Origin of the sequence: Pseudomonas hormoni (assembly GCF_018502625.1) — a bacterium.
GTDB classification, from domain to species: Bacteria; Pseudomonadota; Gammaproteobacteria; order Pseudomonadales; family Pseudomonadaceae; genus Aquipseudomonas; species Aquipseudomonas hormoni.
Genome location: NZ_CP075566.1, coordinates 5,870,600 through 5,897,149, shown reverse-complemented (window position 1 = coordinate 5,897,149; position 26,550 = coordinate 5,870,600). Strand labels below are relative to the sequence as shown.

At 59.3% G+C, this 26,550-nt stretch carries 25 protein-coding genes, 1 tRNA gene and 1 pseudogene; 8 read left to right on the top strand and 19 right to left on the bottom strand.

The window, feature by feature from the left end; translation table 11 throughout:
- The first annotated feature begins 230 nt into the window (after nucleotides 1-230).
- Entirely contained in the window at nucleotides 231-1,220 is a 990-nt protein-coding gene (locus KJF94_RS27440; RefSeq protein ID WP_214380128.1) for a GGDEF domain-containing protein, read from the top strand.
- Nucleotides 1,221-1,350: 130 nt separating this feature from the next.
- Here KJF94_RS27440 and KJF94_RS27435 read toward each other — a convergent pair whose 3' ends face one another.
- The 3 genes from KJF94_RS27435 to gabD all read right to left on the bottom strand — a co-directional run bounded on the left by KJF94_RS27435 (nucleotide 1,351) and on the right by gabD (nucleotide 5,597).
- Nucleotides 1,351-2,565: an HDOD domain-containing protein gene (locus tag KJF94_RS27435; protein WP_214380127.1), complete on the bottom strand. Its 1,215-nt coding sequence runs from the start codon at nucleotides 2,563-2,565 to the stop codon at nucleotides 1,351-1,353.
- A gap of 126 nt (nucleotides 2,566-2,691) precedes the next feature.
- Nucleotides 2,692-3,969 (bottom strand): 4-aminobutyrate--2-oxoglutarate transaminase, encoded by a 1,278-nt coding sequence (gene gabT, locus KJF94_RS27430; protein WP_090177104.1) that lies wholly within the window; start codon nucleotides 3,967-3,969, stop codon nucleotides 2,692-2,694.
- Nucleotides 3,970-4,154: 185 nt separating this feature from the next.
- Nucleotides 4,155-5,597 (bottom strand): NADP-dependent succinate-semialdehyde dehydrogenase, encoded by a 1,443-nt coding sequence (gene gabD, locus KJF94_RS27425; protein ID WP_214380126.1) that lies wholly within the window; start codon nucleotides 5,595-5,597, stop codon nucleotides 4,155-4,157.
- Nucleotides 5,598-5,945: 348 nt separating this feature from the next.
- Here gabD and KJF94_RS27420 point away from each other — a divergent pair.
- A tRNA-Arg gene (locus tag KJF94_RS27420) sits at nucleotides 5,946-6,022 on the top strand.
- A gap of 667 nt (nucleotides 6,023-6,689) precedes the next feature.
- Complete coding sequence (locus KJF94_RS27415) at nucleotides 6,690-8,096, top strand: hypothetical protein (RefSeq protein WP_214380125.1); 1,407 nt, start codon at nucleotides 6,690-6,692, stop codon at nucleotides 8,094-8,096.
- Nucleotides 8,097-8,157: 61 nt separating this feature from the next.
- Here the strand turns inward: KJF94_RS27415 and KJF94_RS27410 are convergent, their stop codons facing one another.
- The 5 genes from KJF94_RS27410 to KJF94_RS27390 all read right to left on the bottom strand — a co-directional run bounded on the left by KJF94_RS27410 (nucleotide 8,158) and on the right by KJF94_RS27390 (nucleotide 11,951).
- Nucleotides 8,158-8,418 (bottom strand): hypothetical protein, encoded by a 261-nt coding sequence (locus KJF94_RS27410; protein WP_214384964.1) that lies wholly within the window; start codon nucleotides 8,416-8,418, stop codon nucleotides 8,158-8,160.
- A gap of 20 nt (nucleotides 8,419-8,438) precedes the next feature.
- Nucleotides 8,439-9,041: a hypothetical protein gene (locus KJF94_RS27405; protein WP_214380124.1), complete on the bottom strand. Its 603-nt coding sequence runs from the start codon at nucleotides 9,039-9,041 to the stop codon at nucleotides 8,439-8,441.
- Nucleotides 9,038-9,604: an RNA polymerase sigma factor gene (locus KJF94_RS27400; protein WP_214380123.1), complete on the bottom strand. Its 567-nt coding sequence runs from the start codon at nucleotides 9,602-9,604 to the stop codon at nucleotides 9,038-9,040. Before KJF94_RS27400 ends, KJF94_RS27405 begins: the two co-directional genes overlap by 4 nt.
- A 1-nt stretch (nucleotide 9,605) precedes the next feature.
- Nucleotides 9,606-11,303 (bottom strand): vWA domain-containing protein, encoded by a 1,698-nt coding sequence (locus KJF94_RS27395; protein ID WP_214380122.1) that lies wholly within the window; start codon nucleotides 11,301-11,303, stop codon nucleotides 9,606-9,608.
- Nucleotides 11,304-11,390: 87 nt separating this feature from the next.
- Nucleotides 11,391-11,951, bottom strand: a complete 561-nt coding sequence (locus tag KJF94_RS27390) for a YbhB/YbcL family Raf kinase inhibitor-like protein (RefSeq protein ID WP_214380121.1) — start codon at nucleotides 11,949-11,951, stop codon at nucleotides 11,391-11,393.
- A gap of 139 nt (nucleotides 11,952-12,090) precedes the next feature.
- Between KJF94_RS27390 and KJF94_RS27385 the strand changes: the two genes are divergently transcribed.
- Nucleotides 12,091-13,617, top strand: coding sequence for an FAD-dependent oxidoreductase (locus KJF94_RS27385; RefSeq protein WP_214380120.1), 1,527 nt, complete (start codon nucleotides 12,091-12,093; stop codon nucleotides 13,615-13,617).
- Nucleotides 13,618-13,620: 3 nt separating this feature from the next.
- On the opposite strand, the gene KJF94_RS27380 is transcribed toward KJF94_RS27385, so the two are convergent.
- The 7 genes from KJF94_RS27380 to KJF94_RS27350 all read right to left on the bottom strand — a co-directional run bounded on the left by KJF94_RS27380 (nucleotide 13,621) and on the right by KJF94_RS27350 (nucleotide 21,149).
- Complete coding sequence (locus tag KJF94_RS27380) at nucleotides 13,621-15,126, bottom strand: YdgA family protein (protein ID WP_214380119.1); 1,506 nt, start codon at nucleotides 15,124-15,126, stop codon at nucleotides 13,621-13,623.
- A 283-nt stretch (nucleotides 15,127-15,409) separates the two neighbouring features.
- Nucleotides 15,410-16,045, bottom strand: a complete 636-nt coding sequence (locus KJF94_RS27375; protein WP_214380118.1) for an NADH:ubiquinone oxidoreductase subunit N — start codon at nucleotides 16,043-16,045, stop codon at nucleotides 15,410-15,412.
- Between the two features lie 71 nt (nucleotides 16,046-16,116).
- Nucleotides 16,117-17,565 (bottom strand): efflux transporter outer membrane subunit, encoded by a 1,449-nt coding sequence (locus KJF94_RS27370; RefSeq protein WP_214380117.1) that lies wholly within the window; start codon nucleotides 17,563-17,565, stop codon nucleotides 16,117-16,119.
- Nucleotides 17,562-18,449, bottom strand: coding sequence for an efflux RND transporter periplasmic adaptor subunit (locus KJF94_RS27365; protein ID WP_214380116.1), 888 nt, complete (start codon nucleotides 18,447-18,449; stop codon nucleotides 17,562-17,564). The genes KJF94_RS27370 and KJF94_RS27365 overlap by 4 nt, the downstream gene beginning before the upstream one ends.
- A complete protein-coding gene (locus KJF94_RS27360) occupies nucleotides 18,446-18,655 on the bottom strand; it encodes a DUF1656 domain-containing protein (protein WP_008034684.1) in 210 nt (69 codons plus the stop codon). The genes KJF94_RS27365 and KJF94_RS27360 overlap by 4 nt, the downstream gene beginning before the upstream one ends.
- Nucleotides 18,652-20,724 carry an FUSC family protein gene (locus tag KJF94_RS27355; protein WP_214380115.1) on the bottom strand — a complete coding sequence of 691 codons (2,073 nt, stop codon included), beginning with the start codon at nucleotides 20,722-20,724 and terminating at the stop codon, nucleotides 18,652-18,654. The genes KJF94_RS27360 and KJF94_RS27355 overlap by 4 nt, the downstream gene beginning before the upstream one ends.
- Nucleotides 20,721-21,149 (bottom strand): MarR family winged helix-turn-helix transcriptional regulator, encoded by a 429-nt coding sequence (locus KJF94_RS27350; RefSeq protein ID WP_214380114.1) that lies wholly within the window; start codon nucleotides 21,147-21,149, stop codon nucleotides 20,721-20,723. The genes KJF94_RS27355 and KJF94_RS27350 overlap by 4 nt, the downstream gene beginning before the upstream one ends.
- Before the next feature lie 198 nt (nucleotides 21,150-21,347).
- Here KJF94_RS27350 and KJF94_RS27345 point away from each other — a divergent pair, with 198 nt between their 5' ends.
- Both KJF94_RS27345 and KJF94_RS27340 read left to right on the top strand, forming a co-directional pair.
- A complete protein-coding gene (locus KJF94_RS27345; RefSeq protein WP_214380113.1) occupies nucleotides 21,348-21,626 on the top strand; it encodes an antitoxin of toxin-antitoxin stability system in 279 nt (92 codons plus the stop codon).
- Nucleotides 21,623-21,902: pseudogene (locus tag KJF94_RS27340) on the top strand (type II toxin-antitoxin system RelE/ParE family toxin). Before KJF94_RS27345 ends, KJF94_RS27340 begins: the two are co-directional and overlap by 4 nt.
- 4 nt (nucleotides 21,903-21,906) lie before the next feature.
- Here KJF94_RS27340 and KJF94_RS27335 read toward each other — a convergent pair.
- The gene (locus tag KJF94_RS27335; RefSeq protein WP_214380112.1) at nucleotides 21,907-22,152 is read right to left on the bottom strand and encodes a DUF2789 domain-containing protein; all 246 of its coding nucleotides are present in this window, start codon (nucleotides 22,150-22,152) and stop codon (nucleotides 21,907-21,909) included.
- A gap of 138 nt (nucleotides 22,153-22,290) precedes the next feature.
- The gene (locus KJF94_RS27330; RefSeq protein WP_214380111.1) at nucleotides 22,291-22,752 is read right to left on the bottom strand and encodes an aminoacyl-tRNA deacylase; all 462 of its coding nucleotides are present in this window, start codon (nucleotides 22,750-22,752) and stop codon (nucleotides 22,291-22,293) included.
- Between the two features lie 260 nt (nucleotides 22,753-23,012).
- On the opposite strand from KJF94_RS27330, the gene KJF94_RS27325 reads away from it, so the two are divergent.
- Together KJF94_RS27325 and KJF94_RS27320 are read left to right on the top strand one after the other, a co-directional pair.
- A complete protein-coding gene (locus KJF94_RS27325) occupies nucleotides 23,013-23,543 on the top strand; it encodes an NfeD family protein (RefSeq protein WP_214380110.1) in 531 nt (176 codons plus the stop codon).
- Between the two features lie 2 nt (nucleotides 23,544-23,545).
- A complete protein-coding gene (locus KJF94_RS27320) occupies nucleotides 23,546-24,304 on the top strand; it encodes a slipin family protein (protein WP_084318361.1) in 759 nt (252 codons plus the stop codon).
- A gap of 116 nt (nucleotides 24,305-24,420) precedes the next feature.
- On the opposite strand, the gene cysC is transcribed toward KJF94_RS27320, so the two are convergent.
- Together cysC and KJF94_RS27310 are read right to left on the bottom strand one after the other, a co-directional pair.
- Nucleotides 24,421-25,026 carry an adenylyl-sulfate kinase gene (gene cysC, locus KJF94_RS27315; RefSeq protein WP_214380109.1) on the bottom strand — a complete coding sequence of 202 codons (606 nt, stop codon included), beginning with the start codon at nucleotides 25,024-25,026 and terminating at the stop codon, nucleotides 24,421-24,423.
- Complete coding sequence (locus tag KJF94_RS27310) at nucleotides 25,010-26,524, bottom strand: TolC family protein (RefSeq protein WP_214380108.1); 1,515 nt, start codon at nucleotides 26,522-26,524, stop codon at nucleotides 25,010-25,012. The genes cysC and KJF94_RS27310 overlap by 17 nt, the downstream gene beginning before the upstream one ends.
- Nucleotides 26,525-26,550 lie beyond the last annotated feature (26 nt).

The window sequence follows — 26,550 nt, the reverse complement described above, 5'->3', positions numbered from 1 at the left end:
CCTGTGGCGAGGGAGCTTGCTCCCGCTCGGCGACGAAGTCGCCGTAAAATTGGCGACGCGTTTTAACCGAATAAACGCGTCGCCAGTACCGCCCGGCAGGAGCAAGCCCCCTCACAACCCAAGGCGGGAACTAAGCTCCAAATCCCCTATCTCAAAGACACTTCGCCACTACGGCGGGCTTTGTTGCGACCGCTGTCGAATACGCGGCACGCCCTTTGAGATTTGTGTCGATGGTCACCAAGAACCTCCAAGACTCATCCCTACCCCAGTGGCCCGAGGCCGCGCAAACCCTGATGGCGCTGATGCACGCCCAAGGCGAAGTCGCACGCCTGAGCGAACGCGAACAGCTGTTCAGCTCCCTGCTGGTCAGCGTCAACGCGGTGCTTTGGGCATTCAACTGGGAAACCCGTCAGGTGCTCTACGTGAGCCCCGCCTATGAACGGATTTTCGGCCGTTCCGCAGGCCTGTTGCTCTCCGACTCCAACCAGTGGCGTGACAGCATTTACCCCGACGATCTGGAGTACGCTGAGCGCAGCCTCGCCGAAGTGCTGGAAAAAGGCGCCGTTGAAGACCGCGAGTACCGCATCATCGCCGCCGACGGCCAAGTGCGCTGGCTCAGTGACAAGTGCTTCATCAACCGTCAGGCCGAACCGGGCCAGCCGCTGATCATCGTCGGCATTGCTGAAGACATCACCGAAAAGAAGCAGATGGAAAGCGAGCTGCATCGCCTGGCCACCACCGACGTTCTGACCCAGAGCAGCAATCGCCGGCATTTCTTCGACTGCGCCCATCATGAGTTCGAACTGTCTCGCCAACAGGGCGCGCCGCTGGCGTTTCTGCTGCTGGACATCGATGACTTCAAGGTGATCAACGACACTTACGGTCACCCTGAAGGCGACAACGTACTGCAACACATCGCCGAGACCGGTCGCGGGGCGTTGCGTCGCGGCGATGTGTTTGGTCGGATCGGTGGCGAGGAATTCGCCGCGGTGTTTCCCGGCTGCGCGCCAGACATGGCCATGCAAGTGGCCGAGCGTCTGCAACGGGAGATTCAGCGATTGAGCTTCACCCATGACCACCAGACGTTCGGCATCACCGTCAGCCAGGGCTTGACCAGCCTGACCGCCGAGGATGAAAGCGTCGAGAACCTGTTTGCCCGGGCGGATGCGGCGATGTATGAAGCGAAACGCCAGGGCAAGAACCGGATCATCTCCGGCTGACAGCGGGCTTTTGTGACGAGGGAGCTTGCTCCCGCTGGATCGCGAAGCGGCCCTAAAAAACAGGACTGCTGCGCAGTCCAGCGGGAGCAAGCTCCCTCGCCACACTGGCCCGCTCCTACAAGGGATCGGCTTACTTTTTGCGCAAACGAATCAGCTCCGGCAAACCAATCTGGAGCAACCGCGCCGTCCGGCTCTTGGCCAGCGCCTCAATGCCCTCATGCTCGGTCAGACGTGCCATCTGCGCCGCCATGTTCATCACCAGCGCCTCGCGGGAGTAAACCCCGCCGCCAAGCTGATACACCGCCGCAATCAGCTCTCGCAGCTCCAGAGGCAAGCGCCAGCGGGTGCGCAGCGCGGAACCGTACGCCGCGCCGAATTCGGCGAGGGCATCACCCACCTCCTCCCATTCATCCAGCTCGCCACCGGCCTGTTTCCATTCCTGCAAACAAAGCAGCAACGCCAGATCACCCAGGCGATGCAACATCCCTGCGCAATAGCACCGCTCCTGATCCAGATCCAGCAAGCGCGCCAGTGTCCGGGCATATTCAGCGGTGTGCAGCGACAGTTCCCAATAGCGCTCGGCATAGTCCGCCAACAACGGATCGCTGAGCCGTGCACTGCGCTTGAGCGCCAACCCCAGAATCAGGTTCATGCTCTGCCCGGTGCCCAATCGATGCAACGCCTGGGACAGGGTTTGTACGGCGACGCCATGATGCTGGGCCGCGCTGTTGGCGGCGGCAATCAGGACTGCGGTGATCTGTGGATCAATGCGGACTTCTTCTTCCAGGAGTTTCAGGTCAAGGCCGTTGGGATTAAGGCTACGTTTGACCGCCAGTTGCACGTCGGTCATCAGCGGCGCACCGTCGGCAAACTCACGACGACGCTCTAGGTACCCCGACAAGGTCATGCCGGGCGCCAACGTCGGCACTTCACAAGACACCTCTTCACCGGCGTTCAGCAACAGATCCTGCAGACGGTGAGTCAGGCTTTCCATGTTCAGGGGTTTGGTCAGATACGCCGCAGGCGCCAAGGGCAACGCTTCGCGCACACTGGCACTGTCGTTGCGGCTGCTCATCAGAATAAAAGGCAGCGGCGGATTGCGTTTGCGCTGGCGGACACTGCGCAGGACATTCAAGCCATCGACACCGGGCAACTCCCAGTCGACGATCACCAGGTCATAAGGATTTTCCGCCAGCAACTCCAGCGCCTGCTGACCATCGGCACACAGGTCGAGACGTGCATCACAACGCACATTTAACAGCACCTGCTTGAGCAGGTCGCGGGACCAAGGGTCAGCCTCGGCGATCAGCACACGTGGTACGGCGGGTAAAACCACAGCAGTCATTTGCACACTCCCTCGGCAATGCATGCACCTTAGTCAATGCTGGCCATTCGATACAGTGCGTTGTGTTTCAGGTGGCGTAAAAAAACCCGCCGAAGCGGGTTTTTTGTCGATCAGCTCACAAATCGATCAGAGCTCCGAGAAGCACTCTTCGATGATCGCCAGGCCTTTGTCCAGTTGCTCGTCCGGCGAGGTCAGCGGTACCAGGACGCGCAGAACGTTGCCGTAGGTGCCGCAGGACAGCAGGATCAAGCCCTTGTCGCGAGCCTTGGCCACAACGGCGGCTACCGCTGGAGCGTTCGGCTTGTGGCTGTCGCCATCAACGAACAGCTCGACCGCGATCATCGCGCCCAGGGCACGGACTTCGCCGATCACCGGGTACTTGGCCTGGATGGCTTTCAGGCCAGTAACCAGACGCTCGCCGACAGCCTTGCAGCGATCCAGCAGGTGCTCTTCTTCGAACACTTCCATCACGGCCAGGGCCGCGGCGCAAGCGATCGGGCTACCGGCGTAGGTGCCGCCCAGGCCGCCTGGAGCAATGGCGTCCATGTATTCGGCCTTGCCGCACACACCGGCCAGCGGGAAGCCGCCAGCGATGGATTTGGCGAAGGTGGTCAGGTCGGCAGCAACGCCCATCTGTTCCATGGCGAAGAAAGTGCCGGTACGGCCAGCGCCGGTTTGCACTTCGTCAGCAATCAGCAGGATGCCGTGCTGGTCGCACAGAGCACGCAGGCGCTTCATGAACTCTTTAGGCGCGACGTAGAAACCACCTTCGCCCTGAACCGGCTCGATGATAATGGCAGCGATATCACGCGGCTCGGCGTCGTTCTTGAAGATGCGTTCGATGCTGGCGATCGAATCGTCGATGCTCACGCCGTGCAGTTCGTTCGGGTACAGCGCGCGGAAGATGCCGCCTGGCATCAGGCCCATGCCGGCCGAGTAAGGCACGACTTTACCGGTCAGGCCCAGGGTCATCATGGTGCGACCGTGGTAAGCGCCGGTGAAGGCGATCACGCCAGCGCGGCCAGTGGCGGCACGCGCAATTTTCACGGCGTTTTCTACAGCTTCGGAACCGGTGGTGACCAGCAGGGTTTTCTTGGCGAAATCACCTGGGACCTTGGCGTTGATTTTTTCGCACACTTCTACGTACGGCTCGTAAGCCAGTACCTGGAAGCAAGTGTGGGTCAGCTTGTTCAGCTGCTCGGTCACCGCGGCGATGATTTTCGGGTGCACGTGACCGGTGTTCAGCACAGCGATACCGCCGGCGAAGTCGATGAACTCGCGACCTTCAACGTCGGTCACGGTAGCGTTCTTCGCGGACTCGGCGAAGATCGGGTGAATCTGGCCAACACCGCGTGGTACAGCGGCTTCGCGGCGTTTCATCAGGGATGCGTTAGTCTTGCTCATAAAGTCCTCATTCACCGCTCATCGGGCGGCGTGGTTCAAGGAAAATGCGGCGGGAGATGACTGCGGCAGCATTCGATGATCGACTGCCACAGCGCTCCAGGCCACAGAGAAATTTCCGTTTGTAACGCAAAAAGGGTCAGCGCTCTCGTGCCCTTTCCGCTTATAGCAATGCCTAGCCGGGCTGATTAGATGCCCAGGCAGAGGTATTTGATTTCCAGGTAATCTTCGATGCCGTACTTGGAGCCTTCACGGCCCAGGCCCGACGCCTTGATGCCGCCGAACGGCGCGACTTCGTTGGAGATCAACCCGGTGTTGACGCCGACCATACCGTATTCCAGGGCTTCCGCCACACGGAACACACGGCCCAGGTCGCGAGCATAGAAGTACGAGGCCAGACCGAACTCGGTGTCGTTCGACATCGCGATCACTTCGGCTTCGTCTTTGAAACGGAACAGCGGCGCCAATGGACCGAAGGTTTCTTCCTTGGCCACGGCTGCGTTGTTCGGCACGTTGGTCAGGATGGTCGGCTCGAAGAAGTTGCCTTCCATGCTCTTGCCGCCGGACAGCACGGTGGCGCCTTTGGAAACGGCGTCAGCAATGTGCTCTTGAACCTTGGCCACGGCTTTTTCGTCGATCAGCGGACCGGTGGTGGTGCCGTCTTCCAGACCGTTGCCGATCTTGAGTTTGGACACCGCCACTTTCAGCTTCTCGGCGAATGCGTCGTAGACCGAATCCTGAATGTACAGACGGTTGGCGCAGACGCAGGTCTGGCCGTTGTTGCGGTATTTGGAAATGATCGCGCCTTCGACGGCCTTATCCAGGTCCGCGTCGTCGAACACGATGAACGGCGCGTTGCCGCCCAGTTCCAGGGACACTTTCTTGATGTCCTTGGCGCATTCGGCCATCAGCTGACGACCGATTTCGGTCGAGCCGGTGAAGGACAATTTGCGCACGATCGGGTTGCTGGTCAGCTCGCTGCCGATGTCGCCGGCGCTGCCGGACACAACGCTGAACACGCCAGCAGGAATGCCGGCACGCTGGGCCAGTTCAGCCAGAGCGAATGCCGAGAACGGCGTTTGCGAAGCAGGCTTGAGCACCATGGTGCAACCGGCGGCCAGGGCCGGGCCGGCTTTACGGGTGATCATCGCAGCCGGGAAGTTCCACGGGGTGATTGCAGCGGTCACGCCGATTGGCTGCTTGATCACGATCAGGCGCTTGTCTGGCTGGTGGCCCGGAATCACGTCACCGTAGATGCGTTTGGCTTCTTCGGCGAACCACTCGATAAAGGAAGCGGCGTAAACGATTTCGCCCTTGGCTTCGGCCAGTGGCTTGCCCTGTTCCATAGTCATCAGACGAGCCAGGTCGTCCTGGTTCTCGATGATCAGCTCGAACCAGCGACGCAGCTTGTTCGCGCGGTCCTTGGCGGTCAGTGCACGCCAGGCCGGCAGCGCCTTGTCAGCGGCTTCGATCGCACGGCGGGTTTCGGCAGCGCCCATTTTCGGCACGGTGCCCAGAATTTCGCCCGTTGCCGGGTTGTTGACCTTGATCGTCTGACCATTGTCCGCATCGACCCAAGCGCCATCGATGAAGGCTTGCTGGCGGAACAACTGGGTGTCTTTAAGCTGCATGTCGGCTTTCCTTAACAGCACCGCGGCACGCGCGGAGCAAATTATGATTGTAGAAAGGCGCCTTATAGGCTGCCGTCAGGGAAATCATTCACCGGGCTGAAGCACATAAATAGCGCACGGAATGAACTCGTGCGGTTCAGCACCCAGACAAGAGCGTTTGAAATCTCAAACGAATCCTAGGATCAAAGGGGGTAAAGGACAATAGGCTGTTCGAAAAAAAGAACGAAAACGCCGCATTTGCCCAAATTTTCTGATCAACGTAGCAAACGCAGGTTACGCTTTGGAAAAGCGCTGTTGATTCAGCAGCATGGACGCCCGCAGTGCATATGAGTATCATGGCGCCCGCTTGCACCAGTAGCTCAGCTGGATAGAGTACTGCCCTCCGAAGGCAGGGGTCGTGGGTTCGAATCCCGCCTGGTGCACCATCTACTTGTTTCTGCCTGTCTCAAACAATCTGCGAAGCACTCCGCTGAGGCAGGTTGTGTGCGAACACGCTGAAAAGCTTCAATCAAACGCCCCGACTTGTTCGGGGCGTTTGCTTTTGTGCGGCCAGCAGACGAAAAACGGCTTTTCAGCCCATCAACACCAACAATTGACGAGCACGTCAATCGACCGTCGAAGCAAAACAACCGCAAAAGGATGACATCTCGCGATACGTGAGCTGTAGGAACATTCCTGTTTTTGGTTGCGGTATTGAATATCGCCATTCAGTGAGGCATTTTGAATGCGAGTTATGTTGAGTTGTCTGTGCTGAGTGAACTTATATAGACACAAACAATTAAGACCGCATTGAATACAGCCAGATCACGAGCTATTCGCGCTTTCAGGGCATTAGACCATCATGTCTTAGAACAGGCACATGGTTTCCTAACCATGGAATTTCGATGCCTGTAATAACACTCTGCAGCAGCTGAAAACCGTTGACCTGTAGATTATCGGATCCGACTCGACATCACTACTCACCAATAAATTTAAGAATTTCTGCGTATCCGAATTGTTTATTCGGATGATTCTCTATGTTTAATGGTTTTTGAATCCCCCGCAGCCATGTCTTCTTCGCATGACTGTACAATTTCAAGGTGGATGACACTGATGACGTGGCGCTCTGGCTTTTCTCTGGTTAATTATAAGTACTCCGTTAACAGACTGTTCTATGGCGATGGTGATAAAACTCACCAAAAAAGAAAAATCATTTTATTTGCCATTGCATCCTTCCTGATCTTGCCGCTCTTTTTCCAAATATCGAATGGCGTATTCCACGACACTTCATTTTATTTCAACAGTGGCGGCGAGTTGGCTTTATTACCAATACCGTTGTCAACCATTATGAGTTTTGTCGGGATAGTGCTTTTGGGTGGACTGACAAAAGCACGATTAACCCTGGCCGTACTTCTCCTCACGTGCTTGGGTATGTTAGCGGCCACCGCATTGCTTGCCGTAGACCACGGGAGCATAAAAAAATCAAAACTCATACTGTTGGCGCAGTACGTCCTGCCGATGTGCGCCCTCGTCCTTGGACAACAGTATGGCGTCAGACCTGGCGCTATGAACATTATGGCCAAGGCTTTCACTCTGATTCTCGTGCTAGCCGTTCCCGCTCAGCTGATATCCACATTAGCGTCTGGTCTGAATATCCTTTCGCCATCCCTGTTTTTATTTAGCGCTTATCAACATCTGCAATACATCCCGGTAATCTTCGTCGGGGCATTTTTGGTGGCTATTTTTACGTTATGGGAATTTCATTCCTATCGGCTGTTGCTATCGATACTGGCCGGGTTGATGGGTGCCTATGTTTCCTTTTCCCTGTCTATCCTTGCCATTGTTTTTTTGATTTCAGGGATGGTATGTTTTTCCGGTCGTACAATTTTACTGCGTAAAAAAGGTCTTTATGCTTCCGTCGCAACGCTACTGACTATTCTTATACTGGCGTGCTCCCTCGCATCAAATGATTCAGAGGCTTTAAAAGAAAAGCTTGGTGACTATACGCCATCGAAAGTTTCACAGGAAATTGATGAGGTTAGAAGCAACACCGATGAGGTAATATTTGAAACCCCATCGGAAGCTTCACCGAAAGCTGACGAGGTAGTATTTAGTACTCCACGAAATCTGACAGAGCGCGCGATGTACTTAACGTTTTACATGGAAGAAATCGTTCAGAACTCGAGCTCCATCCTTCTCGGACACCTTGAGCCACCAGACAGAGGCAGCTATCCAAGCGCGCATAATTATTATGTGGATTTTATTTATAATTTCGGCGTGCTCGCTATTATTCCTTTGTTGGGTCTCGCCGGATTTACGGTGTATTCAGTGATTCGCAACTTCCCCAGGATATTTATATCATCGAAAACTTTAGGTATCGCAGGTGTTGTTTTGTTTCTGCTGTTCGCAGACAACATGTTTAAAGTGGGTATGCGTCAGCCGCACCCAGGACTCATGACTTTCTACTTGTGGGGAGTATTGCTAGCGCTTTTGATGAGACTGGAAAGACGCAAGTTGTAAATTGTCTCTTGGCTCCCGGTCGGGAGCCCAAGCGCACAAAAAAGCCGCCGAAGCGGTTTTTTCATTCTGTCGTCCAGTCAAACTCGTCGTAGTCATCGTCGTCCTCGAACTCTTCTTCATCAAGGACGTCCTCCTCCAGAGCTTCTTCTGCCTGCTTCGCCAGAAGAAACTCCTTACGACTCTCAGTCACTGCTCGCCGCAGTTCTTCGCCCTTTTCCGGGCAGTTGAGCATTTGGGCGATGCGGTCGATTTTTTTTGCCACGGCATCCTCCAACGCATCGGCTATAGGCCGATAGTGCGCGCTTTCGGGTGTTGATGCCAAATCGCGGAACATCGTTCTCTTCAGTTTTTCTTCAATTCCTTGAGTCGGGCGTTGAGGTTTTCCTTGGGAAAGCGTTTGTGCAATGTCGCCATCAAGTCATCCGCCGCGTGTGTCTGACCGGCGTTCTGCAGGCGAACCACTTCAAGCAATTGCTCATCCAGGGTTTTCGCTGGGGCGGCTGCGCGCTTGCTGACTTTTGCTTCATCGGCCATTTCGGCATTGATCGATTCGCTCTGCGCAGGTGCCGCAAAATCTGCCATTGGTGCGACCGGGGTCGGGGCTGCCAGCGAGCGCGCAACCGACGACGGGGCCTGTGCGGCCTCTTTTTTGGCGACCGGTGCGGACGCTTTGGGCACGAAGTCGTAACTCGCGGGCTGTTCTGGAGTTCGTTGCACCAGCGCCAGCATCAATGCAACGCCGACGAGGCTGGCAAAGGCCACTTGCCAACGTGGTCTCTGGCAAGCCTGAACCCAGCGTTGCCACAGGTTCGGTTTCGGCACAGGGACTTCACGATGTGCGGCGCCCAGAATGAAGGCATCAAGATGGACCGGTGGTTCGCCAGTCGAATGCTCGCGGAAATGCTGAAGCACTTCGTCTTCTGGTGGTTTGCGGGCGTCAGTCATGTCAGTACCTCCTCGGCCAGCAGCCGACGCAGTTTTTGCTGGGCGTAGCGCAAGCGGCTTTTGACGGTCTCCAGCGGTGTTTCGGTGAGGGTGGCGATCTGCGGCAGGTCGAGATCGCCGTGGGCGCGCAGCAGGAATACTTCGCGCTGGTCGGTGGGCAGGGTTTGCAGGGCAACTTCGAGGCGCTGGCTATCGCGGCTCAGACTCAGCAGTTGTTCGGGATCGGCGGCGTCATCAGCCAGGGCGTGGGTCTGTTCGTCATAGCTATCGTGCAAGGGGTTGTGGATTCCGTGTTTGCGCCAGTGATCGATCAGGCGATTGCGGGCAATCTGGTAGAGCCACGTACGAAAATTCGCCCGGCCTTGTGGCTGACTGGTGCTGCGGATCAGGCTCAGCCAGGTTTCCTGGTAAACCTCCTCGGCCAGTTCGGATTTGCCGCTCAGACCGAGGAGGAACCGGTAAAGACCTTGCCGGTGACGGGCGTACAGAATCTCGAACGCTGGCCCGTCGCCTGAGCGATAGCGGGCCAGCAGTGATTCGTCGCTCGATTCGGGAGCAGACATGTCAGTTGTAGCCTCCTTTAAGCGGCTCACTGTTGGCGGCGGTCGTGGTCCGCAGGCTTTGCGCCAGCTCCACCAATTGCACGAACTCTGCACGCAGACCAAAGCGATCATCGCCTCGCGCACCGCGAGCCAGTGCTTCGGTGTCCTTCAGGCTGAAATCACCGGTGTAACGGCCATCCTTGAGCTGCTGGGAAAACGCCGCCACAGCCGCGGCAAATCGCAGGTCGTCACTGGCCTTACCTTCCGAACCACCTGCAATCGGACGTTCGATCAAGCGACTTTTCCCACCTTCGGACAGCTGATAACGCACACGCAGCATCGCCAATTCTCCGTTCATCCCGGAAACAACCGAATCGGACTTGCCATACCGCAACGGCTCCAACCACCCCTTCTCACCCTTCGGCACAATTTCGTACAACGCCGTGACCGTATGCCCTGCGCCGATTTCACCGGCATCGACCTTGTCGTTGCTGAAATCCTCACGCTTCAATGCACGATTCTCATATCCCAACAACCGGTACTCGCTGACCTGCGCCGGGTTGAACTCCACTTGCAGCTTCACGTTTTTTGCCACGACCGCGAGGGTCGAGCCGAGCTGATCCACCAGCACCTTGCGCGCCTCACGCAGATTGTCGATGTAGGCGTAGTTGCCATCGCCGGCGTCGGCCAGTTGTTCCATCAGGTGTTCATTGTAGTTATCTACACCAAACCCCAGGGTGGTCAGGGAAACGCCAGTCTTGCGTTTATCCACAGCCATTTGCTTGAGGCTGTCGAAGTCGCTGATGCCGACGTTGAAGTCGCCGTCGGTGGCCAGCAGGATGCGGTTGATGCCTTTGGGGATAAAGGCTTGCTGCGCCATTTGATAGGCCAGCTCGATGCCCGACGCCCCGGCGGTGGAGCCGCCCGCAGTCAATTGATCGATGGCTGTGCGAATTTTCGCTTTTTCCCGTCCGGAAGTGGGTTCGAGCACCACACGCGAGTCGCCGGCGTAGACCACCAATGACACCCGATCCTGCTCGCGCAATTGATCGACCAACAATTTCAGGGTGCTTTTGACCAACGGTAACCCCTCGCGCCGGTCCATCGAACCGGACACGTCCACCAGAAACACCAGGTTTGCCGGGGCCAATTCTGCCACTGCGCGGTCCGACGCCTTGATGCCGATGCGCAGCAAGCGCGTATGCGGGTTCCACGGTGACGGCGCCAGTTCAGTGGTCACGCCAAACGGCGAGCCATCGGTGGGCAAGGCGTAATCGTAGGGGAAGTAATTGACCATCTCCTCCAACCGCACCGCGCCCTCGGGTGGCAGGCGACCTTGATTGAGCAGGCGGCGAACGTTGGCATAGGCGCCCGTGTCGACGTCGGCGCTGAAGGTGGAGACTGGCGCTTCGGCCACGCTGTGAATGGGGTTATCCGCCAGCGCTTGATATTGCTCACGCTGCTCATCCTGATAACCCGGCGGCAAAGACTCAGGTGCAAAACTCGCCATGGGAGCCGGACGTACGCTGCGCTTGGCCATGGTCACATCGGCCATGACCGCCTCACTGCGCACCAGCGCACCTTGTGCGGGAGGCGAAACCACAACCGGAACGGCAGCGGAATCAGGTTTGGACGAAACACCGCAACCGGCAACGGCCAGCAGCAACCCGGCGGCGAAACCCTGGGCGGCCGGGCGGAGGATATGCAGAGGGAGAGACATGGGAGCTGACCTCAGGAGGAAATTGATCCATTCATCCTCTGAGACGGGTAGCCCCACCGGTTCGGGTTAACCCCGCCGAAAAAAACTTCAGCGGTGATATCGCCGCACCACGCTGCTGTTTTTCAGCACATGGCCTTTGATTTTTTCCAGCAGCTGCGCGCGGGTCAGGCCGGCGGGCAAGGCGTCCGGAGCAAGGTCGAGGGCGTAGAGCTGGATGATGTAATGGTGGGAGCTATCGCCGACCGGCGGGCAAGGACCGATGTAGCCGGTGGTGCCTTTGCTATTGCTGCCACCCACGCCTTCGAGGGCGGATTTGGCGCCGACACCGGCCGGAATCTGGCGGGTCGCCGGTTTGATGCCGTAGTGAACCCAGTGATCGGAACCCAAGCCTTTCTGGCCATCCGGATCGTGCATGACGATGGCGTAGCTCTGGGTGCCCGCAGGTCCAGCGGTCCAGCTCAGGGCCGGAGACTGGTTCTTGCCGCCACAGCCAGCTGCATCGCTGGCCGCCGCCGAAGTGAACAGGCGGTTGTCCGTCACACCGGGAATGCTGACGGTGAAACGTTCCTGGGCCTGCGCCGGAAACTGCACGCAAAGGGCGACGGCAACGGCCGCCAGCCAAGGGTTCAGTGAGGTCAATCGGGTCATACCGGAGCACCTTGTGCGGGTGGGGCCGTGGTCGGCGTGCAAACTATAGCCAAACCGTTCGTGCGGTGGCAGTGGGAATTGGCTGAACCACAGGATAAGCGCCAAACTCTTAAATGAAACGCCTGCCTGGAGAACGATCATGGCACTGCACCGCGTTGCCCGTTTTGCCGATGTTCCCGATAACCGTGGCCTGGAAGTCCGGATTGGGGACACCAAAATCGTCTTGCTGCGGGTCGGCGATCAACTACGCGCCTATCAGGGCGAATGCCCGCACGCCGGGGCGCCGCTGGCCGAGGGTGCGCTGTGTCACGGACGCCTGATTTGCCCGTGGCACAAGGCAGCGTACCGGGTCGAGGACGGTGCGTTGTGTGAACCGCCGTCGCTGGACAGTCTCAAGCGCTACCCTCTGGAAATGCGCGATGACGAAGTCTGGGTCGACGAAAACCCGCTTCCGGATGCTCATACCCCGCCGGCCGATGATGAACGTACGTTTGTGATTATCGGCGCCGGCGCCGCAGGCACGGCGGGTGCGGCGGCGTTACGCGAAAAGGGTTTCGGCGGCCGCGTGCTGCTGATCGACCGCGAACCTGAGGCCGGTTACGACCGCACCGTGTTGAGCAAATTCGTGATCGCCGGGGAGATGCCGCCAGAGGAAGTCCCACCGCTGCGTGATGACAGCTTTTATCGCGAGCAGCGCATCGATCGCATAAACGGTGAAGTGGCGAGCCTCGATGCCAACGCCCGGACCGTGCAGCTCAAGGATGGCCAGACATTGAGCTATGACGCCGCGCTGATCGCCACGGGCGGCACACCCAAATCGCTCGATTTACCTGGCGCCGACCTGCCGCAAGTGTTCTTGCTGCGCTCGAAAGACCAGGCACAAAAAATCCTGGCCGCCGCCCAACCCGGCCAGCGTGCAGTGATCATTGGCGACAGCTTTATTGCGATGGAATCCGCATCCGCGCTACGCGAATACGGCCTGGACGTCACCGTCCTGGCCCGCCACGAGGTGCCCTTCGCCAAACAGTTTGGCGAAACGGTCGGCAAAGCGATTCTTGCCCGCCATGTGGCCCACGGCGTGGTGTTCCTCACCGACAGCGAAGCCGCGCAGATTGAGGGCACAGACAAGGTTGAAGCGGTGAAACTGAAGAACGGTCAGCGTCTGCCGGCGGATTTGGTTTTAGTCGGCATTGGCGTCAGCCCGGCAACCGGACCGTTTAAAGATCTGCCCATGGAAAACGATCATTCCCTGAAAGTCGACGGCGGCATGGGCGTGACCGAAGGACTATGGGCGGCCGGTGATATCGCGACCTTCCCGCTCAACGGCCAGCCGCAACGGATCGAGCATTGGCGCCTGGCACAACAGCATGCACGGATTGCGGCGGCGAATATGCTGGGCGGCGACGAGCATTACCTGGATGTGCCGTACTTCTGGACCTGGCACTTCGGCAAAAACTACGACTACCTCGGTCACGCCGAAACGGGGGACGAGGTCGAGTTCAAGGGCGATCCGTACCACCCACCCTTTATCGGCCTGTTCGGCAAGAACGGCGTGGTGACCGCCGCCATCGCCTGCGATGAAGAGCGGGCAATGGCGATGCTGGCCGAGCGAATGAAACAGCCGCTGCCTGTTGACGAGGCGTGGCGGCTGATTCGGGACGTTTAGGCGTTACTGGACGACGCCAGCACTACCGAGCTTGCTCATCACAAAGCCGACAAACTCTTCGACGGTCATTTTCTGGCCGTTGAATTCCACTTGCTTGTTGGCGTAATGCAGCTTGGTGATGATGTTGTTGCCGTCCAGTTTGGCGAACTGCGTGCCGACCGCCATGGCACCGAACATGTCGGCAGTGGCCTTGGCCTGATCGGCTATGACCTTGGCGTCGGTCTGACCGTCGATTTGCCCTTGGACACTGAGCAAATCAACCAGCATCGGCTTGGATACCTGGATATTGACGTCCAGCAGGGCGATCAGCTGTTGGGTCAGTTGATCCGGTGGCAGGTCCATGGATTGTGGTTTGGTCAGGTCGAGCACCAGATTGGCGCGACTTTCACCGTTAGCGGTGGTGAACGACAGGTTCTCCAGAGCGACCTGCGGACCGGCCGCCAGCAGTTTCTCCAGACCAGCTTTCACCTGGGCCTCTTCGGCCGGGGTCAAGACCAGCTCGGGTGCCGGCTCGCCAGCGGCAGCCGCTTCGGCAGCGGCTTTTTCGTAGGGTTGCAGTTTGGTCTGGTAGATCTGCATCAACGACATCGTCGCCGGAATGTCGAGATTCTTCAGGCTCATGGCCATCTGTGCAGAACCCACCGATTTACCGTTCAACGACACTTCACCGATCTTGTAATCGGCACGCCCGGAAGCGCTGGTGCCCGACTCCTCGGTCTGGTTCTTCATTTCGAATTTCTTGATGCCCAACACCGACTGTTGCGCGCCGAACGTGGTTTTGCTGTCGGTCAGCTCGACGGTGTTCTCGCCGGTGTAGTAGCCGTAGGTACTTTTCACCAGGTTGCTGGCCAGGGTCAGGCCGCTCAATTCGACTTTTACCGGTGTCTGGTCTTCAGCCACGGTGGTCAGTGTGAAGCTGTCCATGTAGCCGTTGGCTTTGACTTTCTGAGCCTGGGCGTTGGCCGCGACATCGAGGTTCAGGCCGGAGAATTTCAGGTGGGACTTGGCGTCCAGCGCGACATCCAGCGGCAGCAACTCTAGGGTGCCGTTGGTGGCGTTGTCGTAGCCGATGTTGACCACGCCGGTGAGCGGCGATTTGTCCTTGGCGGCGGCGAACCACTTCTCGGTGATCGGCGTCTTTTCCAGCTCGTAATGACTGGTGGCCAGGACCGGCAGCCACTTCAGTGACACCAGGCGTGAGAACGGCAGCGGGCCGTGTTCGATGCGATCGACGAAGAGCAATTCGACCGGCGCCTCGCCGAACATCTCGCCTTGGCCCTTGAGGCGGTAGTGCGCGGTGCTGCTGAACACGTGGCGCTCAAGTGACACCAGTTCCAGCGATGCAGTGCCATTGGAACCGACCAGCGCGGCTTGCAGTTCCTTGTTGGCGTCGGCGATCGAGGTGTTCAGCACCCCTTCGAGTTTGGTGCCGGTGAACCAGGCACCGCCGGCGCTGATTGCACCGATGGCCACGACAATTCCAAGAAGCACGCCTGCTGATTTATTCATGAATGACCCGATCAATGTCCGTTGTCTGAGGTGTGGTCGTCTTCCCTGAACCCTTGACGGGCTGCGGTCACGACTGCGTTTTAAAGTGCGATGGAGATTAGCATCAGGCGCACCGGGCGGCCCAATGTTTAAAGGTTAAAGAGTGTCTATGGACTGTGCGCAACGGTCGAGAGTTTCGGCGGACATGAAAACGCCATCGCGGGCAAGCCCGCTCCCACAGGTTCAGCGTGATCCTTGTGGGAGCGGGCTTGCCCGCGATGGCGTCAGTGCCGACGACATCGATTCAGGAATACTGAACCTCAATCTCATCCAGCTGATGATCAAAACTTTTCAGCCGCGCGGTCCACGTATAAACCAGCACCTCGAAATCCCGATTGATCACCGCGCCGCCCGTCACGTCCGCGCGCGGGTCGCAAAAGTCCAGCTGATAGCGTTCGCGGGCCATGGCGGAGGCGACATCGGAGAGTTCACGGGCGTTGTTCAGCCAATGCCAACCGTCGTCGGACACTTGCTTGTCCAGGGCCAGGCATTGCTTCTTCAAGGTTTCGAGGCTTTTTTCCAGGGGTGTTCCGGTGAGTTCGCCCATGACTTCCTGAAAGGTACGCCCCGGTTGCCAGTAACTGCCCCAGAAATACCGGTCGAACACCGTTTCGACCCGACGCAAAGCGACCTTGGTGTCCCAGATCAGCACCAGCGTCTTGCCTTGTTCCAGTTGTCTTTTTTTGATGCGCTGGCCCTGGAGCGAAGCCCAGGCCACCACCACGATGGCCATCACGGCGATCAGCGCGGCGGCGCTGTCGAGGAACACCAGCGCCTTGTCGATCTGGTGGGCCAGCATGATGCCGTAGAAATAGGTGGCCGACAGCAACACCAATGCCGCAATAGCGCACCAGAAGCCGGGAGCATAAGGGTTTTTCATTATTAGAGTCCCCATGACCAACGCGAGCTGATTGATGAGTTCGATCATCAAGTCAAAGCATAGCAACGGCCTCAGGGTTTGCTGGTGTTCGTCGCTTGCGTTCGTCCGCTTTCCCAGCCACCGCCCAGTGCCAGGAACAAATCGATCTGGCTCATGGCAACTTGCGTGTTGGCGGAGGCCAGTTGCGCCCGCACATTGGTGTAGGTGCGGGTCGCTTGCAGGTCTGCCAGGAACGATTCACGACCGGCCTGGAAGAACCGGTGCGTCTGGTCGGCCGCCAGTTGCGCCGACTGCTCGGCATCCGCCAGTGCATCGCGGCGTTGCAGCAGCGCGGAGTACTGGGCCAGACCGGTCTGGGTCTCGCGAATGGCGTTGAGCACCACGCCATCAAAGTGCGCCAGCGCGCCTTGGGTCGCCGCTTCGGCCTCGCGGATACGTGCCCGGGAGCCATTGGACGGTACGGTCCAGGTCAGCAACGGGCCGAAGCCCCAGCGATTGGTCGACGGTTTGCCGAGATTCTCCAGAATACCGACCGTGCCGACAGTCGCGCCGATGCTGATGTCCGGGTACAACTCGCCGGTGGCAATGCCGATACCCGCGGTCGCGGCGGCCAATCGACGTTCGGCCTGACGCACATCGGGGCGACGCTTGAGCAGCGTGGCGCCGTCACCGACCGGCAACAGTTGCGCAATTTTCGGCAACTCGGCGCAGTCGCTGGTGCCGGCCGGTAATTGGTCGACCGCTTTGGCCAGCAACATCGACAAACGGAACAAGCCCGCCTGACGCGCCGCCTCATAACGCGGCATGTCGGCGCGCAGGGATTTGAATTGGGTTTGCGAGCGAGTGACCTGGGTTTCATCGCCACGCCCCGCATCGCGTAAACGCTGGATCAGCGTGGTGCCCTGGGCTTGCAGGTCGAGGGAATGCTGAGCGATTTCCCGTTCTTCGTTGGCCGCGCACACTTGGGTATACGCTCGGACGACATCGGCCACCAAGGTGATTCGCGCCGTATCCGCCGCCGCTTGCGTCGCATCGGCATTGGCCTTGGCGGCCTCGATGCCGCGCTGCAAGGTGCCGAACAGGTCGAATTGATACGAGGTGGTGATGCCGATGTCGCCGACGTTGGCCACCGGGACTTTTTCCGGCAGCAGGAAGGCTTCGCCGGACTCCTGCAAACGCTGGGCGCCGAGCTTCACGCCGCCACTCCAGCCTCCTGCGGCCTGGGCCTCGTCAACCTGAGCGCGAGCGCGGGAAAGGTTCGCGGCGGCCACACGCAAGTCGGTGTTGGACGCCATGGCCTGTTGCACCAACTGGTCCAGACGCGGGTCTTGATACAGGCGCCACCAGTCGCTGGGCACCGGCGCCGAGACGACATTTTTGCCGTTTACCGCCAGGTCGCCCTGAAAGTCTTCACGGTGTACGGCGGCTTCGTCCGGCAGGTGATAATCCGGCCCGACCACCTGACACGCCGACAGCAGCAGACCTAATCCGGCAACCGCCAAACCCGAGGCCCTGCTCATTCGGCCAGCTCCTGCGTATGGTCGTCGATGATCGACACCGTCGCTGTCCGCCCGGCAATCATGCGGAAGTCGGCCGGCACGTCGTCGAAAGCGATCCGCACCGGAATCCGCTGCGCGAGCCGCACCCAGCTGAACGCCGGGTTGACGTTGGGCAACAGGTTGCTGCCGCTGCTGCGGTCGCGGTCTTCGATGCCGGCGACGATGCTTTCCACGTGGCCACGCAGACGAGCGCGGTCGCCGATCACCCGGATATCGACCGACTGACCGACATGGATGCCGTCGAGTTTGGTTTCTTCGAAATAGCCGTCGATGTGAAACGAATTGCTGTCCACCACCGACAACACCGGGCGCCCGGCGGTGACGAATTCCTGCGCACGCGGTGCACGGTCGTTGACGTAGCCATCGACCGGGCTGCGGATGGTCGAGCGGTCGAGGTTGAGCTGGGCGCTGTCCACCGTCACCTGCGCTTCCATCAACGCCACTTCGGCGCGGGCCACCCGCGATTGGCTCTCTTCCAGTTGCTCGCCCGGCACCAGGTTGCCGAGGCCGCGGTTACGCTTGGCCTCGCGTTGCGCCTGCGCCAGGGTTTCCTGACGGTCGGCGACCGCCGCTTTGGCCTGGCGCAGCGCGAGTTTGAAACGGTCCTGATCGATGCTGAACAGCACCTGGCCGCGTTTCACCAATTGGTTGTCGCGCACCTCGACTTGCTGGATCAGGCCGGACACATCCGGGGCGATCTGCACGATGTCGGCGCGGATATGCCCGTCGCGGGTCCACGGGGCGAACATGTAATACATCACCATGCGCCAGACCACGACGACGGCGAAGGTCACGATCAACAGGGTCAGGACCACACGGCCGAGGGTCAAAAAAGGTTTTTTCATGTCATCAGGTATCGACTGAGTGAGTCCACGGCGCCGAGCAGCAAAGCGTAGAGAGCCACGTTGAACAATGCCCGGTGCCAGACCAGACGGTAAAAGTGCAGGCGCGTCAGCAACCCGTGCACCAGCAGGTAAATCACATAGGTAATGCCCATCAGCACCAGCAGCGTGGGCAGAAACACCCCGCTGATATCCAGATCACCGATCATAAAGGCGCTCCATCGATACCATGGGGAAGCGGTTCTTCGAGGTCGCCGGCGCCGACGAATTCAACGCCGGGAAGTAATGCCAGACGCAGACCGCTCAACGCGTGCAACAGATGAAGGCGGGCGCCGTCATCGCATTCGCGGTTGAGGGCGCGGCGCGTGCGGTCCATGGTCATCAACAACGCACTGGGCGCCGGCAAACGCTCGCCAGCCTTGAGGCAGGCTTTGAAATACTCGCCGACTTCGGCCACCACCTGATGCAGCAGCACCTGCGGCACGCCGAGCACACGCGGTGTGTAGGCGAGCAGGTCGAGCAGGTTCAGCGCCACGCGCACTTCCCGCAGCGCAATCCCTGTGTCCTGGCCGGTCATGGCCAGACGCGGCAAATGCTGCATCAGGCGATCGAGGATCTGCACGCCTAACTGCCGGTGTTCGGCCAGCGAGGCGGGTTCAGTGAGGCTGACGATGTCGCGCCAGCTGAAACGGGTCAGGCGCTTGGCCGCCAGTTCCGCGCCGAAGGGCCGCGCGATCAGGGTCCAGACAAAGGCGAACAGCAAGCCGACCGGGCCGGCCAGGTTGGAGTTGGCGAAGCTGAGGAAATCCGCGTCGTAAGCACCCTGGATACTGATGAAGGACGAGGTGTTGACCAACGTCAGCAGCATGCCCAGGTAGAACTGCGGCTTGACCGTCAGGGTGCCGATGCAAATGAACGGCACGGCGAACGCCAGCACCAGCATCGGGAAATCATGCAGGTTGGGCAGGACCAGAAACAGGTAAAGACTGGCAAACAGCACCGACATCGCCGTCCAGAAGAAGAACCGGTAGATCTGCGGCGCCGGGTCGTCCATCGAGGCAAAGAAGCTGCACGCCACCGCCGCCAGAATCACCGCGCTGCCCCCGTCGGTCCAGCCGAGCAGAATCCACAGTACCGAGGCGACGATGATTGCGGTGACTGTGGACGCCGCTGAATAAAGCATCAGCCCACGGTCGAGAAATGGCGACAGGCGACCGAGGCGCCAATGCCGATACACCGCGCGCCAGCTGTCCTGGCTTTCGCACTGAATCGCGTATTGCAGGCTGCGGCAGTCTTGCCACAAATCGATCCATTCGCCGAGACGATACAAGGCGTTGGAGAACAGCAGTTGCTTGCGATCATCCAGCGCTTCGGCGGACGGTTGCAGCGCTTCGAGTTGATCTTTCTGCGCTTGCCAGCGGTCGAGGTCGGCGTCTTTGTGGTCAAGCCATTCCGTGGTGGCGGCCAGCAACGGTGCGAACTTGTCCACAAGCTCCGGCGTGCGGCGTTCGAGGGCGTAGAGCGCATCGTCGAGGGCATCGATCACCGGCAGCAAATGAATCATTCGCCCGCGCAGTTCCTTGGTGTTGCGCACGGTTTGCGGACGCGCGCCCTCGTGGGGCAACTGGCCGATCATCAGCTCAAGCGTGTTGAAGGTTGCGACCATCGAGGCGCGCAGTGCACTGACTTCTTCTGGCTGCACGTTGCGGCTGAGAAAACGCAGGCTATAGGTCGAGGCATCGGCGAACCATTTGTTCACCGAATCGTTGAACACCGGCGCCAGCCGGCGGGGCCAGAACATCGCACCGACCACTGCCGCGACGGCGATGCCGAGGAAGATCTCCTCAGTCCGCGCCTCGGCCACATCCCACACCGCCAACGGGTTATCCACCACCGGCAAGGCGATCAGCGGCAAGGTGTAGCCAGCGAGCATCAACGCGTAACTGTTGGCGGTGCGCAGGTGCAGCGACAGGAACAACAGGATCCCGGTCCACAACGCGATGACCACCACCAGCACATAGGGGCTCTGAACAAACATCGGCACGAAAAAAACCGCCGCCGCCGCGCCCAGAAACGTACCGACCGCTCGATACAGCGCCTTGGAACTGGTCGGACCGACGAAGGGACTGGAAACGATATACACCGTGGCCATCGCCCAATACGGACGCGGCATTTGCATGAGCATGGCGATGTACAACGCGATCATCGATGCCGCGAAGGTGCGCACACCGTAGAACCAGTCCCGCGCCGGGGGAACGCCGGTAAAAAATCCGCTCAAGGGCTCACCACCGACGGAGCGTTGGCCGCCTCAAACGCTTTCAATACCCGCAACGCCGCTTCCAGATCACTCGGGGCGATCCCTTCCAGCACTTCATTGCGCAAGCGCACCAGCTCGATTTCAACCGCCTGGACCAGCTCCCGGCCGGTGTCGGTCAGGCTCAGGCATTTGGCGCGGCGGTCATGCGTATCTTCGGTTCGACGAACGTAGCCGGCATGACACAGCTGATCGAGCAGGCGCACCATGGACGGGCTCTCCATCCCGGCCGCCTGCGCGACCGTCACCTGCCGCACACCCTCGCCCAGCCGCCCGATCATCAACAACGGGACGGCGCAGGCTTCGGAGATTCCATAGTTGACCAGCGTGGTCTGGCAGATCTTCCGCCAATGCCGGGCGGCCACCACCATGGAGCTGCTGATGTTCATCTGGAGAGCGTCGAGGTTTTTTGACACGGGAGAAAAGACACACTGTTAGTTTGCTAACTATCAATATGGCATTTGAGGCGAAAGTTGGTCAAGTTTTGAAACAATTTGGCAGCCACCCGTCGTGAGAGGCATTACTGAAAGAAGTGCGCGTACTGAAGATGTATATACTTCGTCAGTACGCGAATCGAGGACAGCGCTATGTCAAAACAAGCCGTTTTTACGATGAAACTTGAACCTGAGCTGCGTGAACAGTTCATGGCCGAAGCAGAAGCTTCTCATCGCCCTGCCTCGCAAATCGTCAGGGAAATGATGCGTCAGTTCGTTCAAACACAACGAGAGTCACGTGAGTACGAAGCGTTCTTGCAACGCAAAGTCGACAGCGCACGTGTTTCCATGCGGGCTGGCGAAGGCCTGACAAACGATGAGGTTGAAGCTCAATTCGCAGCCAGGCGTGAGCAGGTAATCAAAAAAGGATGAAGATAATCTGGACGCCCGCAGCAGCACAGGATCGTGCAGACATTTGGGATTATTTGCATGCGGTCAACCCAGTAGCAGCTCGATATGGACAACCGCTTCAAGGACGCGATATCCCGCATTTCCCGGTTTCCTGAAAGCGGCCCTGTTGGCATCATTTCAGGTACTCGCGAGTTATTTCCGCATCAAAACTATCGCTTGGTTTACCAGCTCGAATCGGATGCAGCCTGGATACTCGCGCTGGTCCACACATCCCGACAGTGGCCACCAGAAAGTTGATTTGTTACCCCCCTCGCCCCTTCCTCAGCAGCACGTTCAACTGATCCACCACCTCCGCCCAATCCGCGTCATCCAGAATATCGTCGCGCAAAAACTGCGCCTGGCTCTTGCTCCAGAAGAAAGCATCGGCCAAATGCAATTCGGGCTTGAGCGGTGAGTGGGTAGCGATGAATTTATCGATGCTTTCGGCGTCATCCGGCAGGCCGAGTTGCTTGAACAGAGAGGGGAGGCTGTGGGTTGGGGATTCCATGTCGGGCTCCTTTTAGTGGCAAATGATGGGTGACTGCTGCGCAGTCAATCGCGGGCAAGCCTTGCTCCTACAGGATCACGCAGTCTTATGTAGGAGCAAGGCTTGCCCGCGAAAGCGGTGTAACAAACGCCGCAAAACTCAATTGCTCAACTCCCGCACCTCCGCACGCGGAACCAGTTTCAAATACTCCGGCACGGTCATGTGCAGCAGATTGTTGTGGTTGCCGGCCTCCAGGTAGATGTCTTTCTGCCGGGTCAGCAAGGGGTCGATGACCATGTCCATGCCATAGGACTCACCCAACGCTGGCACCGCGCCGCGCTCGCAGTCTTCGAACAGATGCGCCAGGGTGCTTTCCCGGGTGACTTGCCATTCGCCGCTGCTACGCACTTTAGTCAGATCCAGGTGACGACTCGCCGGCAGCACGGCCATCAGGTAATGACCGTGGTGATCGTCGAGGATCACCGACTTGGCCACCCGTTCGGCAGGAATGCCCGCGACCCGCGCCGTTTCAAGGCTGCTGGCCGAGTGTGGATGGCTAACGATGTCAAATTCGCAGTGCGCCCTGTCCAGGCTGCTCTGCACGGTTTTTGCCATACGCATGATGCACCTCGGTGTCCGCAATATCGTTGGCGGACGATGGATAAACCTGTTCTCACCACTCAAAAGTCTAGGCCGGCTGACGCCACCGCGCGGGAAATCTGCCCACTGGAACATGGTCGACAACTGAGCAAAATTCGTACAACCCACGGCTCGACTAGACTGAATTAAGCGATGGGCGTTAACGGTAACGCGGACAACCTGAATCAAAGCGGTGCTCTCAGGCTCATCGCGAGCAGGCTCGCTCCTACAAGGAGGGTCAAGTGAACACTCGTTGCTGTGCAGTGGCGTTGCTGTTGGCCTTGAGCGGATCGGCGTTCGCGGCGGACACCATCGTGCTCATTCCCAACCCCGTGGGGATCTGGTTGATCACGTTCGGCATCGCCTTTCTGATTGCCGAGGCCGCGCTACCCAATTACGGCGTCATCGGGTTGGGTGGGATTGTGATGTTCGTCATTGGCGCGGTGATTCTGAGTAACACCGAGGTGCCAGTCCCGCTGATGATCGGCCTGGGCCTGATCAGTGCATTGTTGTTGATATTCCTGGTGATCCACGCCCTGAAAACCCGACCGCGCCAAACCGTCAGTGGCGATGCCGGGCTTGTGGGCAGCGTGGCGCCGGTGATGTCGCTGCAGCCCGGCAATGCCTGCAACGGCTGGGTGCATCTGCAAGGAGAAAAGTGGCAAGTCCTCAGCGCCACGCCACTGGAAACCGGGCAACAGGTCCGGGTAGTGGCACGCAAGGGATTACTGCTGCAAGTGGCCGCGACTGACGCGGCGCCGGGTGGAGAATAACCATGGGTCTGCAACTGGGTTTTGCCGCACTGCTGCTGTTGGTCATTGCGCTGGCGGGATCGACTTTTCGCATCCTGCGCGAATACGAGCGCGGGGTGGTGTTCCAGCTCGGCCGTTTCTGGCAAGTCAAAGGCCCCGGCCTGATCCTGCTGATTCCCGTGGTGCAGCAAATGGTTCGTGTCGATTTGCGGACCGTGGTGCTCGACGTGCCGCCGCAAGACGTGATCACCCGCGACAACGTCTCGGTCAAGGTCAACGCGGTGCTGTACTTCCGCGTCCTCGATCCGCAGAAGGCCATTATCCAGGTCGAAGACTTTCTCATGGCCACCAGTCAGCTGGCCCAGACCACCTTGCGCGCAGTGCTCGGTAAACACGAACTCGATGAGCTGCTGGCCGAACGTGAGCGGTTGAACATCGACATCCAGCAAGTGCTCGATGCCCAGACCGACGCCTGGGGCATCAAGGTCGCCAACGTCGAGATCAAACACGTGGACCTCAACGAATCAATGGTCCGCGCCATCGCCAAACAGGCTGAAGCCGAGCGGGAACGCCGGGCCAAAGTCATCCACGCCGAAGGTGAATTGCAGGCCTCGGAAAAGCTCATGCAAGCCGCCGAAATGCTCGGCCGTCAGCCGGGTGCCATGCAACTGCGCTACATGCAGACCCTGAGCTCGATTGCCGGGGACAAGAGTTCGACCATCGTCTTTCCGTTGCCGATCGAATTGCTCAAGGGCATGGCAGATCTGTCGCAGAAATCTTGAAGCTGTGATGACCTGTGGCGAGGGAGCTTGCTCCCGCTGGACTGCGTAGCAGTCCCCTGTTTAGGGCCGCTTCGCAGCCCAGCGGGAGCAAGCTCCCTCGCCACAAAAAAACCGGTTCATGGCTTGGGTAGCACCGCACACTCGCCGAGCCAGGTCAGCAAACGGTCGAGACAGGCCTCGACCGACTGCACCCCGGTGTCGAGTATCAGCGCAGCGGCAGGCGGCGGTTCATAAGGCGCCGAAACCCCGGTAAATCCTGGCAGATCACCGCGACGGGCCCGGGCGTAATGACCTTTTGGATCGCGCTGCTCACACACCGCCAGGGAAGCGCTGCACCAGACCTCGCGATAATCTTCGCCCAACCGCGTGGCGAACAGTTCACGCAACTCCAGCAGCGGCGCGATCATCGCCAGAATCACCACCTGCCCATTTTCCACCAGCAACGCCGCCAGTTCGCTGGCCCGGCGGATGTTTTCCAGGCGATCGCTGTCAGCAAAACCCAGATCGCGGTTGAGCCCGACCCGCAGCCCATCACCATCGAGCACAACGCTCTGCACGCCGCGTTCGAACAATTGTGCGTGCAGTGCCTGGGCCAGGGTCGACTTGCCCGCCGCCGGCAAACCGGTCAACAGAATCGCCGTGCCGCGATGGCCGTTACGGGCCTCCCGTTGTGCGCGGCTAATGCTCGCCGTTGGCGCCTGAAGGTTATTGAGTCTGGACATGAGACACCGGCACCGTGATGTTGCCCGCCGCCCACGCCGCTTCGCGATTGGCCAAGGCGGTGGCGATGGACTGGACTTCGGTGGACTGCACCTGATCCGGCAGCGGATCGAGCCCGGCACTGGCGAATATCTGCCCGTAGGCATTGCGCAGGTCGGCGTACGACAGGTCGCGACGCAAATCGGCCTGCAAGGTGTTCAACTCGCCCTGAATCAAGTCCAGTTCGCCCAGCCCCGCCGCCTTATAGCGATTGCGCAGCTGGCCGACAATCTGCCCGTCAATGTCCGACAGTTGCTGATTGGTCTTAAACTGCCGCAAGGCCTCGCGGTAGTTGGCGTTGGCCACATAGAGCTGCGCCAACACCGCAATCGACATTGCCTGACGACGCGCCGTGGCCACTTCTTCACCGGCCTTGGCGACGTTGATCGCCGCCGGCGCCGAGATCACGCTGAACAAGTTCCAGGTCACCTTCACGCCGTAGTCGGCCCAACCCTGCTCCACCAGGAACGAGTTGCTGTCGTAATGCCCGCCGGCGGAAAACTCCAGCCCCGGCAGCAGGCGCAACATGGCTTTGCGGGTTTCGGCGGCACTGATGCGGCTTTGGTAATCCTGCTCACGCAGCTCCGGGCGGCTGGTCAGGGCTTCCTGTTCGAGGCTGGCGAGGTCGACTTTGAGTTCGGGGATGACGTAGTCGTCCTGAGTCGCCAGCGTCAACTCGGTGCCCAGCGGCAGGTTGATCAGGGTCGCCAGTTCGGTTTTTGCCAGCGACAGCGCGCGGCGTTGTTCTTCCAACTGGCGTGTGGCTTCGATCAGCGAACGTTGATAACCCAACGCCTGGATCGGATCGCCGATGCGCTGCTCGCTCATGCTCTGGCTGTTGCCGCGAGCGGTCTCGACCCGAGCCATGAGGCTGTCGATCTGCTTGAGCAAACGTTCGGCGGCCATGGCCCGCCAATACGCCGAGCGCACGTCCTGAACAATGGTGTTGATGACTTTGCGCCGACGTTCCTGAACGATCAGTCGCTGGTCGCCCTGTTGCTTGGCACTGATGTAGCTGACGCCAAAATCCAGCACGTTCCAGACCATGGTCAGGTCGGCGACTTCACGGTCGCGGTCCTGTGAGGTCGACGGCTCCAACGACTGGGTGCCGGTCCGCACGCTCTGGCTGCTGGAGGCGCTGACGTTGTTGCGGCCGACGTAACCGGCGTCCAGCGCCATGCGCGGCAACATGTCGAAACTGGCAAGGTCGAGCTGGCGTTTGGCCAGGGCCTCTTCCATGATCTTGAGCCGGCCTTCAAGGTTGTATTTCACCGCGCGGGCCATGGCCTGATGCAGGGTCAACGGACCGCTGAGGGGTTCCTGGCCCTTGTACATGCTTTGCAGATCGCTCTTGGCGCGCTGCTCGCTGACGCTGCGTTCGATCGGTTCACTTTTGACTGCACATCCACTGACTGCCAGCGCGAGCAGGCTCGCGACGAACAACTTCTGACTTCTCTTCATCCTTGACTGCCCCTGGGTGTCGCACC